At 28.6% G+C, this 15,378-nt stretch carries 22 protein-coding genes; 7 read left to right on the top strand and 15 right to left on the bottom strand.

Annotation, left to right across the window (positions count from 1 at the left end; translation table 11 throughout):
- Positions 1 to 65: 65 nt before the first annotated feature.
- Complete coding sequence (locus tag JVU85_RS10420) at positions 66 to 275, bottom strand: hypothetical protein (protein ID WP_204172514.1); 210 nt, start codon at positions 273 to 275, stop codon at positions 66 to 68.
- A 607-nt stretch (positions 276 to 882) separates the two neighbouring features.
- Here JVU85_RS10420 and JVU85_RS10415 point away from each other — a divergent pair.
- Entirely contained in the window at positions 883 to 1,347 is a 465-nt protein-coding gene (locus tag JVU85_RS10415) for a hypothetical protein (RefSeq protein ID WP_165844824.1), read from the top strand.
- A gap of 203 nt (positions 1,348 to 1,550) precedes the next feature.
- Here JVU85_RS10415 and JVU85_RS10410 read toward each other — a convergent pair whose 3' ends face one another.
- From JVU85_RS10410 to JVU85_RS10380, 7 genes are all read right to left on the bottom strand, one after another.
- Positions 1,551 to 1,934 (bottom strand): hypothetical protein, encoded by a 384-nt coding sequence (locus JVU85_RS10410; RefSeq protein WP_044120149.1) that lies wholly within the window; start codon positions 1,932 to 1,934, stop codon positions 1,551 to 1,553.
- 26 nt (positions 1,935 to 1,960) lie between these two features.
- Positions 1,961 to 2,620, bottom strand: coding sequence for a ParA family protein (locus JVU85_RS10405; RefSeq protein WP_145344764.1), 660 nt, complete (start codon positions 2,618 to 2,620; stop codon positions 1,961 to 1,963).
- Positions 2,621 to 2,645: 25 nt separating this feature from the next.
- The gene (locus JVU85_RS10400; RefSeq protein ID WP_044120146.1) at positions 2,646 to 2,939 is read right to left on the bottom strand and encodes a hypothetical protein; all 294 of its coding nucleotides are present in this window, start codon (positions 2,937 to 2,939) and stop codon (positions 2,646 to 2,648) included.
- Positions 2,940 to 2,969: 30 nt separating this feature from the next.
- On the bottom strand, positions 2,970 to 3,254 hold the full coding sequence (locus JVU85_RS10395) for a hypothetical protein (RefSeq protein WP_204172513.1): 285 nt from the start codon (positions 3,252 to 3,254) through the stop codon (positions 2,970 to 2,972).
- 43 nt (positions 3,255 to 3,297) lie between these two features.
- The gene (locus JVU85_RS10390; RefSeq protein WP_204172511.1) at positions 3,298 to 3,564 is read right to left on the bottom strand and encodes a hypothetical protein; all 267 of its coding nucleotides are present in this window, start codon (positions 3,562 to 3,564) and stop codon (positions 3,298 to 3,300) included.
- A gap of 132 nt (positions 3,565 to 3,696) precedes the next feature.
- A complete protein-coding gene (locus JVU85_RS10385; protein ID WP_204172510.1) occupies positions 3,697 to 4,551 on the bottom strand; it encodes a DNA/RNA non-specific endonuclease in 855 nt (284 codons plus the stop codon).
- A gap of 225 nt (positions 4,552 to 4,776) precedes the next feature.
- Positions 4,777 to 5,175 (bottom strand): hypothetical protein, encoded by a 399-nt coding sequence (locus JVU85_RS10380; protein ID WP_204172507.1) that lies wholly within the window; start codon positions 5,173 to 5,175, stop codon positions 4,777 to 4,779.
- A 550-nt stretch (positions 5,176 to 5,725) separates the two neighbouring features.
- Here JVU85_RS10380 and JVU85_RS10375 point away from each other — a divergent pair.
- Positions 5,726 to 6,130, top strand: a complete 405-nt coding sequence (locus tag JVU85_RS10375; RefSeq protein ID WP_145461781.1) for a YolD-like family protein — start codon at positions 5,726 to 5,728, stop codon at positions 6,128 to 6,130.
- A 27-nt stretch (positions 6,131 to 6,157) separates the two neighbouring features.
- Here JVU85_RS10375 and JVU85_RS10370 read toward each other — a convergent pair whose 3' ends face one another.
- From JVU85_RS10370 to JVU85_RS10355, 4 genes are read right to left on the bottom strand one after another with little or no spacing between them, the layout of a single operon-like run.
- Complete coding sequence (locus JVU85_RS10370) at positions 6,158 to 7,162, bottom strand: hypothetical protein (protein ID WP_204172506.1); 1,005 nt, start codon at positions 7,160 to 7,162, stop codon at positions 6,158 to 6,160.
- Between the two features lie 28 nt (positions 7,163 to 7,190).
- Entirely contained in the window at positions 7,191 to 8,516 is a 1,326-nt protein-coding gene (locus tag JVU85_RS10365) for a TcaA second domain-containing protein (protein ID WP_204172504.1), read from the bottom strand.
- A gap of 22 nt (positions 8,517 to 8,538) precedes the next feature.
- Positions 8,539 to 8,856 carry a type II toxin-antitoxin system PemK/MazF family toxin gene (locus JVU85_RS10360; RefSeq protein ID WP_140239111.1) on the bottom strand — a complete coding sequence of 106 codons (318 nt, stop codon included), beginning with the start codon at positions 8,854 to 8,856 and terminating at the stop codon, positions 8,539 to 8,541.
- 2 nt (positions 8,857 to 8,858) lie between these two features.
- Entirely contained in the window at positions 8,859 to 9,107 is a 249-nt protein-coding gene (locus JVU85_RS10355; RefSeq protein ID WP_204172502.1) for an AbrB/MazE/SpoVT family DNA-binding domain-containing protein, read from the bottom strand.
- 115 nt (positions 9,108 to 9,222) lie between these two features.
- Between JVU85_RS10355 and JVU85_RS10350 the strand changes: the two genes are divergently transcribed.
- Positions 9,223 to 10,302: an AbiH family protein gene (locus tag JVU85_RS10350; RefSeq protein WP_204172501.1), complete on the top strand. Its 1,080-nt coding sequence runs from the start codon at positions 9,223 to 9,225 to the stop codon at positions 10,300 to 10,302.
- A gap of 174 nt (positions 10,303 to 10,476) precedes the next feature.
- Here the strand turns inward: JVU85_RS10350 and JVU85_RS13955 are convergent, their stop codons facing one another.
- Both JVU85_RS13955 and JVU85_RS10345 read right to left on the bottom strand, forming a co-directional pair.
- Entirely contained in the window at positions 10,477 to 10,572 is a 96-nt protein-coding gene (locus JVU85_RS13955) for a putative holin-like toxin (protein ID WP_044120131.1), read from the bottom strand.
- A gap of 314 nt (positions 10,573 to 10,886) precedes the next feature.
- Positions 10,887 to 11,156, bottom strand: a complete 270-nt coding sequence (locus tag JVU85_RS10345; protein WP_165844815.1) for a helix-turn-helix domain-containing protein — start codon at positions 11,154 to 11,156, stop codon at positions 10,887 to 10,889.
- Positions 11,157 to 11,717: 561 nt separating this feature from the next.
- Here JVU85_RS10345 and JVU85_RS10340 point away from each other — a divergent pair.
- The 3 genes from JVU85_RS10340 to JVU85_RS10330 all read left to right on the top strand — a co-directional run bounded on the left by JVU85_RS10340 (position 11,718) and on the right by JVU85_RS10330 (position 14,305).
- On the top strand, positions 11,718 to 13,259 hold the full coding sequence (locus JVU85_RS10340; RefSeq protein ID WP_204172500.1) for a replication initiator protein A: 1,542 nt from the start codon (positions 11,718 to 11,720) through the stop codon (positions 13,257 to 13,259).
- Positions 13,260 to 13,314: 55 nt separating this feature from the next.
- Positions 13,315 to 13,965, top strand: a complete 651-nt coding sequence (locus tag JVU85_RS10335; RefSeq protein WP_165844813.1) for a replication initiator protein A — start codon at positions 13,315 to 13,317, stop codon at positions 13,963 to 13,965.
- A 100-nt stretch (positions 13,966 to 14,065) separates the two neighbouring features.
- Positions 14,066 to 14,305, top strand: a complete 240-nt coding sequence (locus tag JVU85_RS10330) for a hypothetical protein (RefSeq protein WP_165844812.1) — start codon at positions 14,066 to 14,068, stop codon at positions 14,303 to 14,305.
- A 36-nt stretch (positions 14,306 to 14,341) separates the two neighbouring features.
- On the opposite strand, the gene JVU85_RS10325 is transcribed toward JVU85_RS10330, so the two are convergent.
- On the bottom strand, positions 14,342 to 15,001 hold the full coding sequence (locus JVU85_RS10325; protein ID WP_204172498.1) for a hypothetical protein: 660 nt from the start codon (positions 14,999 to 15,001) through the stop codon (positions 14,342 to 14,344).
- Positions 15,002 to 15,192: 191 nt separating this feature from the next.
- On the opposite strand from JVU85_RS10325, the gene JVU85_RS10320 reads away from it, so the two are divergent.
- Positions 15,193 to 15,378 (top strand): hypothetical protein, encoded by a 186-nt coding sequence (locus JVU85_RS10320; protein WP_204172494.1) that lies wholly within the window; start codon positions 15,193 to 15,195, stop codon positions 15,376 to 15,378.

The following is a 15,378-nucleotide window of genomic DNA, read 5'->3' as shown; positions in this document are numbered from 1 at the left end:
CATGCTCCTAGTTATATTATTTTTAATACCTTTTGTAAATATAAGGGCTATAAATAGCCCTTATATTATCGAACACACAAGTAATATTTATCCTCTAAATTTATTAGAGTTTCCACTTTCAAAATGGCTTGATTTGCTTTTTCCTTCGTCAGTGCTATAAAACCACATTCTAAATTTGTTTTTTCTAATTCTTCAAAGACTTCATACAGTTCAAAACCTTCTTTTATTGAAATATTATGCTGCTTATTAAATTCATTTATACTCATTTTCATCATTGATCGCTCCTTTGTTTGATTTGTTACCTTCATTATATCGTACATTAGTGTACGTTTCAAGCCTAAATGTGTTATTTTTAATACTTTTTGTTGAATTTTCCCGTAAAAATAACCCCTTTGTTCCAAAGGGGCGGGTATTTATATTATCTAGGCTTTATCATATTTTTCTTGGCAATGATTACATAAATATTGACTTTCATTTTCTGGCTCAAATATTGTCCCACATGGACACTCTTTCCATACACCTTTAGCAACTAAAGCTTTTTCTTTACTACGTTTTTCAATTCTTGCTCCGCTAAATCTTTTTTTACGTTACTCATTAATTTTCCAACTTTCTTATCTTATTTTATTTGATACAACTATAATATAGCACTTCAACTTTTGATATACTTTTAAATAGTAAATTTTTTCTTTGGAGGTATTTATGAATATGTTTAACATCTTTTGAAAAACCGCTTTTGTTTTTTTTATATTTTTATTAGATGTACTTATAGGAAATTCAATCTTTTTAGATAAACAAGGGTCAAACGAAGGGGGGACTAACATCATTTCTTTATTTATATCTTTATTAGCTGTAGTAATCAGTTTCAATAATACGAGAAGAAATATGCTCGATTCTATGGATAGTAAATCAGAGTATAGAAAAAAACTATTTGAAGCTTCTGCAAAGAATAACATCGTTGATGAAGATTACTTATTTCTTCGTTCAACTATGCGATACAAAGCTAAAACAGAAAATTTATCACCGCTTTTCTTTAATGATTTTGAAAAATTTAAAAACAAAAAAGACAAGTCACTACAACCATTTGATTATATGACTGCATTTATCATTAAGTTTTGTGAAACTAACGATCAATTCATCAAGACGAAAGATTGTAAGAATAATGATGTATTTATTTGTAAAAATCCTGAAAATTTTAGAATACTATGTAGATATGTTTTAAAGCATCATTGGGAATCAAATAATCATTCGATTTTTCAATATAAAGCAAAAGACAAATTTATATTGATGAATGACACTATAATTCTACTTAACAAATATACATGCCAAAACAATGAAGTTACTAAATAAGGTGGGCTATAAAACAAATTAAGGGGCTTGTTTGACTCTATTTTTAAATGCCATAATATAGACTTGGGAAACTGCTGCATATACATTAGGGCAACGTTTATATTAGAATTAATAATTTCAATCATTTTAAAAGTAGCTTTTTATTTTAGAAGGCACTAACTTTATATAAGTCAGTGCCTTCTTTCTGCTATTTAATTACGTTTTTAATATATTATTTGTATCGCTACTTGGATAAAACACATAATCATAATTATTGCATCGTCTTTATTGTATTTAACACGTAATCGTCTTGCTTCTTTCATACGTTCAGACTCAATCAAATCTTGTTTTATCGTCTTTTTACATAGTTCGTTTAATGACAGATGAATTACAACAACAATCAAATTGATAGCAATTATTATCGCTCCTAAAGCTACTGTATTCGTATCTGTCCACGCCTGTAATTGTAATACTATAAAATTCAAGACAAACATAGTACATATAAATTTCACCATAATTGATCGCTTCTTGCTTATCACTTCTACTTTGTTAATCACTTCTTTGCTAGGAGAATAAGAAGCGGTCAAACCATCTATATTTATGTCCATATGACACCTTCTTTGTTGCTTAATTTTTAAAATAACTCGTTTATGACCTTTTTATATGATTTAAAAAATTCATTTTTTCTTTCTTCAAAATTTTCTACTTCAAATTCAAGTTCAGTCACAGTATTTTCGTTTGTTATAAATGGTATTCTTTCTACTAGGTTATCCCAAATAATTTCATTGCTTAGAACTGTAACATTTGGTTGTTCTAATATTTCATCATCTATAAAATTTCGTTCACTTTCATAAGTTACTATTTTTATTTTTCGACATAATTCTTTTAGTTTAACTATATAATTTTTTAAAGGCATTATTGTAGATGGATTACTTTTTTCTACTGGTATAATAACTTTATCAGATAATTCTATAGCTTTATTTCCAAATGTGGCTGTATCTGGCGCTGTATCAATTAATATATAGTCATAGACTTGTGTATTAAATTGATTCAATCTATCTAATTCTAATAGATTCCATGACACCATTGTTAAATTTTCATTTACTTCAACTACTACATTTTCTGTTTCAAGTTGATATTCTTTTTCTGCCCATTGAAACAAACCATTTTGTACATCTGTGTCGATTGCTAAAATCCTTTTACCATTTTTTACTAGTTCTTTAATTGTCTCTATAATTAAATTAGTCTTTCCATTTCCACCTTTATAGCTTGCTACTGTAATAATTTCAGTCATTTTGAATCTCCTTATTATCTTATTTTCAAACTGGGGCTAAATCCCAATTGTGAATAAAGGCAGTGAAACATGTTAAGTGTCTGTTTTCTTTAGTTCTCTCATACATTCGTTCAATTCTAATTAAGTCCGTTTCATGTACATATTCGTTCAAATTGATTGTCTTATGCTTATATTTTACCTTATATCTGCTATCTAATGTATTATTCTCATATACTAATAACGTAAATTTTTCTCCTACTATATCTCCTGTACCGTATTCTAATATTCCACTAATCTCTTTTTCTTCTGGTCTGAAAGTTATTGTTGCTAAAATTACCATACTAACCACTTCCTTAAGATTTCTAGTGATCTATAATAAAACTCGTTCCCAATTCTTTAACTCAATCACTGAATAAAACATATCTATATCCCAATCGTTTAGACTGTAGGTACACATCAACTTTCTATAATCTTCTTCGTCTATATAATCAATTATTTTCTTATTATCGTCGTAATACCTAACAACGAACTCTCCACGTTCTATAAATACCTCATGTTTCGTCTGCGTACTAACATTATCTGGTAATTCCAAATAACCTATAATATTTGCTGAATAATCTTTTGATATAAATTCTATTGTCGCTAACGTATTCATAATAAATCACACCTTTTGTATTATTTTTGATACTTTTTGTAAATTAAAGCGCTGATTTTTCCTTGTTTAATAAATTCATTAAATCTATATACATATGCATTTCTTTTTCCTTTAAATTACTCTTTCGTAATTCTCCATTTATATACACATCATAGATAGGTTCTTTGTAATAATGTACAACTTCTATTTCTTCCGGTAAACACGTCTTCATTACTTCATTAATATCTTCAAAGTTATCGCCATATACACTTTCTACGCTACTTTTCTCGATTACTGTATAACCGTTACCTGCAAATTCGTTAATGTACATATCAATCACTCCTATAGTTAATTTAAGTTAATTATATCGTACGTTTATGTACGTGTCAACAAAATTTATATTACTTTTAATATTTTTTGTAAACAAAAACCCACTTCTCTAATTAGAAGCGGGTAGGGGGGATTATTCTTGGTTATACGTCCCATTGCTATAATTAATATTTATTCCGTTCTCAGTATTAGATACCCACACGTTTAAATTAATCGTTTCACCGTCATCATTAATCGAATAAGCTCTAACATGACTTCCTCGTGGCACTAACTCTTTATCTTTATATACGGGGGTAACTTCATAAAAAATCTTAGCTTCTTTATTATTATAGATTGCATTTCTAACTTGTGTTTCCGAATAGCCCATGCCGCCACCGTTAGAGTCCTTATTAGTACCTACATTTTGACTTCTTGTCCCTAATGTAAGATTGTGAGTTTCCATATCTCCACCTAGAGACCATGCTAAAGAATGTGATTTATTGTAAATGTAACCTCTATAACCATCTAACTGTAAAATTTTATTATTTGATATATTACCTTTCCACGTTTGATCGCTCGCATCAAATTTTCCATCTTTATATTCACCTGCCACATGTACATTAGATGAAAATGAGGGTCTCTCTTGCGCTTTTGATGAATGACTCACAACACTATCGTATGTTACCAAAGCTGTAACTTTACCAGCACGTCCATATTTATCTAATTTAGGATAATCAGCCCAAAATTCACTATCTCCATTTTTTTGTATCAAATCTTTATCATTATCAGTTAATGATGTTTTATTGTTATTAATGTATTTATAGTTTTCTCGGTTAGTCTTTTCACCAATTAGCTCTTTATCTTCTTTGGTGTTTTCAATTGATCCAGTCGTTAATTTATTAATAATACCTTTAACATCAAATTCTTCATTACTATTATCCTCATTGATAAATAAAAAAACACCAATGAGTACTATTACTGTGACGATTGTACTAAGTATCTTTTTCATATATGCACCTCTAAATATGTTATTTTTAATATTCTTTGTAATTTTATACTGAAAATAAAAACCACTTGAAGCGGTCTTTATATAATAGCCGATATATAAAAAGCATCGACTGCTCGCTACAAACAATCAATGCTTAATGTATAGCTTTAAAACGATTAACGCCTTAAACTTTAGATACTATAACCAATATAGCATACTCATTAATATGATTGTACAGTAACATTTTTATTCAATTTTTCCTTTGCTAAGTAAATCTATATAACCATATAACAGCTGTACTGCTTCATCATCAGAGTCTTCTTCAAATCCTAAAGTTCTTAATTGTCGCTTAATCTTCCAGCAAATATTCCCGTTCATTCTTAATAATTCCTTATAGTCCTGTAATTTATAAACACGTTTCATTTCTTCTAAATCAATGTAATAATCTTCGCTATTATATTTTTGATCTTGTTCAATTTCCAATTGGTAATTATACAGTTTCTCCATATTGCTATAATAAATTCCTTCTAAGTTTTGGCTGCCTAATCTCAGTCTCTTCACCATAGCATCTGAAACTCCTGTTTGTCTGCTGATCTCTGCTGCTGAAATTTTACTATCTAATAATTTCTGTACTGTCTCTTTCATGAAAATCTCTCCTTTGTTTTATATTGTTTATAAAAAAATATTCGTTATGGTAATAACCAATGTAATCACGCTTATGATTAAAGCGGCTAGACTAAGATAATACGCTAATTTAGTTTTATTCATGCTAATTACCGCCTTCCATGTTATAATTATTGATACAAATTAATTAGTAACAACATCTGTTACTTGAGAAGATTTAAACAACCTAAACGTGAGTAGTTGGAAAATGGAAGTTTATTTTCTTCTCTTTTTTTGTCTAAATCTAATAAAACATTTATTACTATGAATAAAGTTTATCGTACTTTTGTGTACGTTGTCAACTATTATTATATTATTTATAACTTTTTTTGTAACATTTATAGCATAAAAAATCCTCAGTTAATTATTTAACTGAGGATTAATTGTAGGTTTCGTTGAAGTTAATTAATGTGATAATTCAACTATAGCATGACTTATGCCACTAATATAAGTCACTTATATTATAACAAATGCTTTACTGTTTTAAATAATTTTACCTATAAATTTCTTTACAAAAATTAGGAGGGGAATTATGGTTGTTAATCCAGATATGCCAGACGAATATAAAAACGAAACTGATTATAGAAAAATTCCTAGAGAAAATTTAAATCCAAACATTCCTCAAGGTCGAGGAATCGTTAAGTGGGCGCCATTCAAAACAATGGCTCTCCAATATGAAATGCTGGAAGAACATATAGAATCTCAAAATAAAATTGCATTACCACAATTAAGCGACGATCAATTGGAAGCTATTAATACGACTGTAGCCCAAAAACTCGAATATAATGAATTAGCTATATTAACTATTTGGGAAGATGGTTATGTTAATAACTATGAAGGGTATATTCTCAAAGTAGATACCCTAAATAACAAAATTCACTTCAATGGCTCTCAACAATTCAGTTTTCCACTAAATCATATATTATCAGTAATATAAAAAGCGCCCCGTTTTTGGGCGCCTTTTTCATCTGATTATAAAATTATTATCAAATTCTTCCGAATCACAATTAAGTTCTTCATTTTCCCCGAATGAATCAAAATTCAAATATAACTGTCCATTTGATTTACTCTTTTGTAGTATGAAAGGGAAAGTAGTATAAACCTCAAATTCTCTTTTTCCATTCATATATGCTTTGTAAATATGATTATACTTATTTTCTAAATAGCTACTATCTATTCTAAATGAAGGATGATACTTAACATCATCTATTATCTTAAAATATAGAAATTCTAGTTTCAATTTGCCTTCATACTGAGTTTCTTTAATCTTCACTCTGCCATAATAGATATTACTATAGTCGTTTGGCGAAATATCTTTAGACAGCCTGTTGTTATAAATAACTTTGAACATAAATTTGATAGGTATATATCTTTGAGATTCTTCACTGAATATGATTTCTTCTTTATTTTCTCTATACAAATCTACATATTGTTGCAACGTCCTCAAGTTACTGTTGTTTTTCCTTTTTTTAATTTGTTCATCTGAACTATTATTTTGACTAGATGCATGAGTTGATGAACTCTGTGATTCAGTACCATGTGTACTTTTTTGTTGTTTTTTAGGTTGGGGAGCGCTGGTAAACATTTTATTTTTAAATTTTGATACATAATCTCCGGTGTTTATATTTTCATGTTTATTTTTGCTTTCACTTGTTCCAGTAAATGCTTTTTCTAGTGAAATCGGGTCTTTGTTACAATTACTGATATGCAAATTCTCACTTCTACTATGATTTCTAAATGATGGTGATGGACTGTTTTGACTTTTCTTCTCAATTGCATGGCATGTAATAGGAGCGTTACAACCAGCAGTCGGACAAACAAAATTATGTTTATCGCTAATATAACCCATTTCAAATAGTATTCTTGCGTACCATGCTGAAATATTAATATCAGTAAATCCTTTTTCATTCTTCAAGTAATTGATAGCTGCTTTATCTGTTGGTTCAGCTCTATCTATTAATCCACTCATATAGATTCACTCCTTTTTTCATGTTGTTTTAAATATCAGTATATTCTTTGATAATGAAATCATCTTTGTCTTTATCATATTTCAATATATATCGAGATTGAATTTTAACTTTATCTTCATTTTTTTTGCTTAATATTAATTCTACTTGATTACCATCTTTTTTAGACTTACTGATATTTAGATCACTGTATTTAGATTTTTTCTTGCTTTCTACTTGTCCTTTGATATGATTTGCCAATTCTGAATCTTTTTCAAAGTACTTTTTCACATATCTAAATGATGATGTTTTATATGCCTTATTTAAATCTTCCGTATACTCACTCATGTATGATTTAGCTTTATCTTCTATTTTTTTATTCTTCTTAATGTGATCGTCTATCGTTTTTTGATTAAAAGCTAAATCTATTGATTGAGATTTGTTGTTAGTATTCGCTTCTACTTCTACTGGTTTAGTTTTAACTTCATCATCTTCAATATTTCCGATTGCATGAACTTTAATAGGGGACTCAGCCGGAAACTTACCGTAGATTTCTCCTTTTTTGTAATCCGCTTCTTTATCGTCTATATATATCTTCTTAACTTTATCTAGCTTTTCAGTATTTTTTAAATTAACTTTGAACCATGCTTGCTCGAAATCATCTTTAGCAATAATTCGTTTGTTATCACCTAAATCATCTGTATTTATATCTAATGATCCATCTACGCTACCTTCTATAATTGATTCATCTTCTTCAAAGTCTTTCGTAGCATCTATACGATAATCACCTACAAAGAAACTTCCTAATTTTGTTGTTTTGTTTTTATTAGCTATTACTTGCTGCTCTTTATTATTGTTATTTTGGAATCTATAACTGGCTGTATTATTACCTTCTTTAACATATACATCATACATTTGTGGCTCGAAGTCTATTTTGTCTATAAAGAAAAATTGTTTACCATTTTTCACTATTTTTATAAAAGGTCTATCGTTTTTGTCTTTTATTTCTCCTATTTCTGAGTCGTGTTGACCTTTATCTAAATTTTCCTTTGTTTGCTCAATATCTTGTTCAAAATTGTGCTTATTATTATCTGTATTTATATAATCCACAAAATGTTTAGCATCCGTTTCACTTATCTTTTGACTATTGGTTGATAATAATTTAGATATTTCACTATAATTACGGTCTTCCACTGCTGCTTTAAAATCATCAATTTGTCCCTTCGCATCTTTTTGATTTACAAAGTAGTAAATAATAAGTCCTAATAAAACTAAAATCACTACCAAAATGCTTACTATAATTATAGTTTTTTTCTTTTTGCTTTTGTCTTCTTGGTTGTCATCAGTCCTATTTAGGTTTTCTTCATCGTTACTCATATTGCATTGCTCCTTATCAGACTTATATTGTTTCAATATGTGCTTGAATAGATTCCATTAACTTATTTTGTATTCTAGGTTGTAATTTATCCAAGACTTTAATTGCTTTCTTGTTTAAATCAATATGACCGATTATGCCGCAATCTATAACACCGTAATAATTATATTGTTTTGTAACTAGTTCAATATCTGTTAAATATATTCTATCTCTTTGAAAGACTGGATATGTCCAAATATAGGGGCTATTACTATTCACATAATCATTACTTACAACTACATATAATTCACTTTTAGCTTCATCTGGATTATTTACTTTAATTACATCAAATTGTTTTACCATTACTATTTACCTTCATCCGCTTCTTGGTTAATTTTTTCATCCATATATCTTCCACCATGCTTATAATATTCTTTAATGAAATCCTTATACGCTCGTTCTTCTACCTTTTTAAATAAAATTTTATTATCTTCCTCAATGTAATATTCTAATACATCTCCAATTTCAAAACCGGCTTCATGTAAAGCTTCTTTGCTTAAGCTTATTGCTTGGCTATTACCATACTTAAATATCTTTGAGTTAATCTTACTCATGTTCAACACCTCATTATTAGAATATCAAATGTATATACAAATGTATATACATTCAACCTTCGTTGTATGCTATACTATAAATTATTAAAATTGCTTGAAAGGTAGCGGAAATAACATGGAAATAACATTTTTTATCGGGAATGGTCTTGATTTATCATTAGGACTAGCAACAAAGTATAAAGACTTTTATGATTATTTAACAGCAGATGATGACTTAACATCAGAAGACGAAAAAAAATATACTTTAAGTGAAGACAATATTTTTCTTCAAGAAATCAAAAAATTCATGGAGAATAACAGAACCATTGATGTAGAAGAAGGGGACGCTGAAAAAATAGATTGGTCTGATTTTGAACAAGCTTTAGGTGCTTATACAGAAAAATTAAAAGATACAACTGACGGAGAACGTTATTTAGATGATCTACAAGAATTTAGGAAGGCTTTTATAAATTATATTGCTACGCAAGAATCTAAATTTGATATAAACAAAGATGATGCAAAAGCAATGTTTAGAAATACAGCCTTCTATTTTTATCAAGGTATAAGACAACAAGACAAAAATAAAATCCGAGAATTTTTAAAAAAAACTCATAATCCAACTTACAATTTCAACTTTATTAATTTCAACTATACTGACACCTTAACTAAGATAATAAATCATACTGACACAATTAGTACTTCTAACGGTGAAACATATAAAGCAAAAGCACCAATTCATGTCCATAGAACATTAAAAACTGGGACTTTACTTGGGGTTAATGACGATAAACAGATTGCCAATCCATCTATATTTGAAGCGGATGACAAAAGAGATATTATTAAACCAGAAATGCAAAAGTATGATGATTCAACCATCGTTGATGAAATAGATAAACAGATTGAACGCACTCATATTTTTGTTGTTTATGGCATGTCTATGGGTATTACAGATAAAATTTGGTGGGAAAAGATAGCTAATCAAGTTATTAACTATAATAAATATCTAATCATCAATAAACATTTAACTGATGAGGAAAAAGAGGAAATAAATACACAACCTCGCTCCAATAGAAAATTTCAAGAATCTGTGCAAAATGAATTTGCAAACAACTTAAATTTAGAAGATAAAGATAAAGAAAGGTTGCTTAAAAGAACATTTGTCATTCTTGGATCAGAGTATATATTCAATCATAATTTAAGCGAATCAAAACCTTAAATGTAGTCGTCTATATTATAGACGTTTGTGTAATATCATGATATTATATGCGCATACGCACAAATAAAAAAAGGCAACATGCTGTCACATGTTACCTAATAAGCCTATTAACAAGATAATGGGTTGATAATTAATTAATCTAAACCTCCATTACCGCCAAAAGTATTGGGAGGTTTATTTTTTTTGCGCTAATTCAGCTATTTTAATTACTAGCATTAATAACGCAATTAAGAACAATCCGAATTGCAATAATGTAGCTGCTGAAATCATATAGGATTCCTTTCAAAATAATTTGAATGATACTTCATAGCATCACTTCCTAATTTGTAAGTTCTCCATTAACTCATTAACTGGCTTATTATCAAAGAGTATATCATATGATTCCGTAAAATCTCATGAATCACAAAAAATACCTTCTCATCTACAACAGATAAGAAGGTACACCATTACGCTATCAAAGTCACTACACAAAGAAAGAGGTAATGGTTTGCACGCCAATGTGCTTTTTAATTATATCATTATCCTTTTTATGATGTACATATTAAAATAAGTAGATTGACTATGCTGACGCATAACAAATCTACTTATCCACCAAAATATTTTTCCTCTATTTCCATTCGATACTCAGCTTTTTTTATAACTTCTTTTATATCCACATCGTAGTAATCAGCTAATTTCAAATACATAAACATAGAAAGTTTTTCTAATTTTCCAGTCTCTAATTTACCTATGTAAGAAGGACTTACACCCAAATCAAACCCAACATCTTCTTGGGTACGTCCCGATAAATTACGAACGTTTTTCATTTCACCAGATATATACTTGAGAAGTTTTTTAATTCTTTCATCTTCCATACAAAAATTACCCTTCAAATTATGACTTATAACTATTATAAAAGAGTTATAAGTATTTAAAATAACCTATAATTCATATATAGCGTTATAATTCTTCTTACCATTTTTAAGACACTTATGGTAAACTACTTATATAGAATTATTAATACATTGTATATACATAATTTGACGTTAAATATTTAACTACACATTCTCAATATCTTATGTTATACTTACTTCAAGAAATTTTCGAACAATTCAAAAATAATTGCTTCTTATAGCAATTACATTAAAAAACATAAAAAAGAAACCCAACTACGGCAAATAGTTGAGTTCATTGAAAGAAAGCCAAGAAAGCTTTTTTAATTAGTAATTAGATCCCGACTAAGAAATCTTAATCACTCTTGAAAGAAATTCAATATATATTACATATACTTTTATTTGTTTATGTTTATATTATACAGTGATAGAGATTTTCTTGCAAGTCTTTAAGAACGTTTACATTTAAGACTTTAGCCTTATTTCTCTATATTACTATAGCTTTCTTTCAAGAACAGGTTTCTTTGAAGGGAGCTTTTTCTTATGCCAAAAGAAGTACAAAACAAAGTCGCAACTAATGTAACTTGCGATTCTTATCTAAAAATATATAAATTTTTACTATGTGAAGCGGAATATAAAGACTTAACTAGCGATGCTAAATTGCTGTTTAGCCAAGTAGCAAATAAGCAAGCTAGAGATAGAAAAATGAAAAAAGATTATGTAGATGAACAGGGTAGACGTTACATTGTCTATAAACGTGCTGATATGATTGCTGATATGAAATGCAGCAAAAACAAAGTAGTTAAATTAAAAGACGAATTAAAAGAAGCAGGATTAATAGAAGAGGTACAAGTGAAAGGGAATAAACCAAATCGTTTATTTGTTTTACCTCCAAATATTGATAACGTTAGTTCAACATACAAAAAAGGTAATACAGTTAAATTAGCTTTTGCTAAATTACCTAAATTTATTTTAAATCATGACTATTATAGAAATTTAAGTAATAATTCTATCTTCCTTTACACAGTTTTAAGAGATAGATTCAGCTTATCTTTAGAAAAGAGTAATACATCTAATAACTATGTTGATGATAGAAATAAAGTTTACTGTGTGTTTAATAATGAACAATTAGCGGCTATCCTTAATATTTCTATACCAACTTTAATCAAATGTAAAAATGAACTGATTGCTATAGGGTTACTTAGACAAGAATCATTAGGTATTAATAAAACGAATCGTTTATATCTATATGAACCTCAAAGTCTGCCAGAAGTTACACAAAATATTGAAGAACCAAAACGCAAATCTAAATATGTAATTACGACTAGATCGAATAAATATTTCTCTAGGGGTCTTTTTTATAAGTCTAAAGGGTCAAAAAATTTAGTCGGCAAGGGTCAAAATCTTAAACCTAATAATACTAGTTCTAGTAACACTTCTTTTAGTAATACTAGTTCTAATGATATGTATGATATGTATAAAGAGTATAGTAAATCTTTAACAAATCAATCACATTATCAAACACAAAATTCTAATGTAATTCCTTTTGATAATTCGTATAAAGAGGTACTAACTAGTAACTTACCTAAACAGTTAGGAAGTTTTCTTAACAACTTTAGCTATAATGAATTACAAGAAGTAAAAGCTGTTATTCTTAAAGGGAAGGCTAATTATAATAATTGCTATGAATTAAATATTACTTTAGAAGATGTTGAACATGAGTTAGTGAAAATGCTTAAACGAGTGCATATGAAGCGTGTTAAACAAAACGAAAGTATTGCGGACTTAGCGCCATTTATTATGACTTGTGTATTTAATGTGTTTGATAATTACAACAAAGAATATATTGAACAAGAAGATGAAATAGTATTCAAAGATCAAGAAACCAAAGAAAATTTCAGAAATCATTTACTTAATGTATTTGGAAATCACGAAGATAAAGCAACAACAGAAACTAATAGCAAAGAAATGACACCTAAATGGTTACACAACCCAGATTATACAGAATCTAACGATGTTGAAGACCCATACACAGATGAAGATAGAAAAGCATTTTTAGAACATTTAGAAGCACGTTGGGGATAATACATGATAATTCTGTGATCTAGCGGTACTTATCAATTGGGTATAGGAGGATAATATGAATAAAGCGGATATATACATGGGGCAAAGCTACTACAAATTATTTAATTTTTTGTTTACAGATGATAAATATAAAGACTTATCGTATGGCGCTAAATTATTGTTTGCTTTACTTGTAGATAGAGAAGAGCAAACTAGGGATAGGGAAACTAAGCACTTTACTTATAAACGCAAAGACATGGAAAAGGATTTGCTATGTAGTAAAGGCTATATGGAGAAGAGTTTACATGAACTAAAAGTAGCACAGCTTGTTAATGATGTGAGGGTAAACCATAAAACACAAGACTTTGATTCTAATGAAATCACAATTATTTATGATGGAATATCAGAAGAGCCCTATATGCCTATACCCAAAATATTATTCACAGATGACAAATATAAGTCACTAAGCAGATTGAGTATTATAATGTATGCGCTGTTTAGATATGAATATGTAAATAATCTCAAATTCCCAAACAGTGAATTTATTGATGAAGATAACAATACATTTTGTAGTGTATATTTAGAAACGCTGAAAAGACAGTTAAACATCAGCTTCCCTACGCTACATACTGCTAAATCTAAATTAGTAAATGCAAATTTAATTTATCAAGTTAAGGGAGCTACTTTGAGGGAGCCATTGCGTACATACGTTTATGATCCCGATTGATATTGCTTTAGAACGCTGAGAGACGTTTGTAGAGCTTTCTATGTGGTAGTTAAGCAATAAAAGGAATAAAACTAAAATATAACCAAAGGAGCTGCTTTATATGGCTAAAGATAAGAATACGAATGAATACCCTAAACACTCTTATGATTTATTTGTAGGTAAAGATATTATTGTTACATTTCATGATGGTACTGCTAGGAAAGGCAAATTATTACATCATTACCAATTTGATATATTAATCGAAGCGGAACCTACAGCTAAAGAGGGTGTCGATAAACCCTATAGAATGATTATTTTGAAACAGTATATTAAGCATGTAAGAGAAAATATTAAAAACTAAAAAACAGACCTCGAAAGATCTGTTTTAAATGTTTAATTAAATTTTATCACCCATGTATTGATGATTGATTTTCATTTGGTAATTACGATGTTTTTGTTTGTTTTCAATAATGTGTGCCATTTTGGAAGCTAAATTATGTTTGTTATTTTTATTTAAACATTTCAAGATAAATGCATCATCTTCATATGACAATCTTGTTGTTTCATTGTTGTCTTGATCGTTAATGTAAGTTTCAAATTTATTACTTATGGATAAGCTATTTTCAGTTTTTAATGCTTTTAGTAAGTTTAACTCATTTGTACCTCGTTTTTGTTTCTGACGTTTGATTACTATAAAAACTGTTTTGTATAAATAAAATAAGCCAGTTATAAATACGGGCGTAATGACTAAATACATAAATGCTGTACGATATATCATTATACTTGTAGACATTGCAGCGAAAGCTTCTTGAGCTAAGTCATTAGCTTTGCTAGGCGCTGTACCAGTCCCATGTATATCTAATACAAATAAAAATGCTAATCCTAATAAAACAAGCTTGATAATACTTTTGTATAAATCTTGTTTTGTATACCACTTTTTGAATTTGTGTAATTTAATCGTTTTTAAAATATAAGAAACTGCAAAGTATATTGAGAAAGCTATTGGTATAAATATAAGAGCATTTAACATTATATATACCGCTTCAATATTAGACATTTAATCATCCTTTCGTTAATACATTGATAGTTACTTTATATTTATTATATTATATGCTATACTCTTTGTAAATATAATTTACAATTTGTGCTATAAAATTATAAAGAGTTTGCACAACGACTTTTAATTAATATATAGATACGATATTCTGAAATTAATCATAATAAAAATTAGTACAAGGGGGTATGGAAATGGAAAAATTCAAAAGAGCAATCTTTTCGTTGTTTGCTATTACATTACTAACAGTACCTCTAGCGGGTTGTGGCAATGATGAATCTGAAAAAGATGGTGGAAAAGAAGAAAATGGCGTACACCAACCAGAAGGGCATATTGATGATGAACCGTCAGAAGAGGAATTAGAGAAAAAGGAAAAATAA

The organism is Staphylococcus sp. GDY8P72P (assembly GCF_016890655.1).
In the GTDB taxonomy this organism is placed as follows: domain Bacteria; phylum Bacillota; class Bacilli; order Staphylococcales; family Staphylococcaceae; genus Staphylococcus; species Staphylococcus arlettae.
Note: the sequence above shows the minus strand (reverse complement) of the source record. Positions and strands in the feature narration are given on the sequence as shown.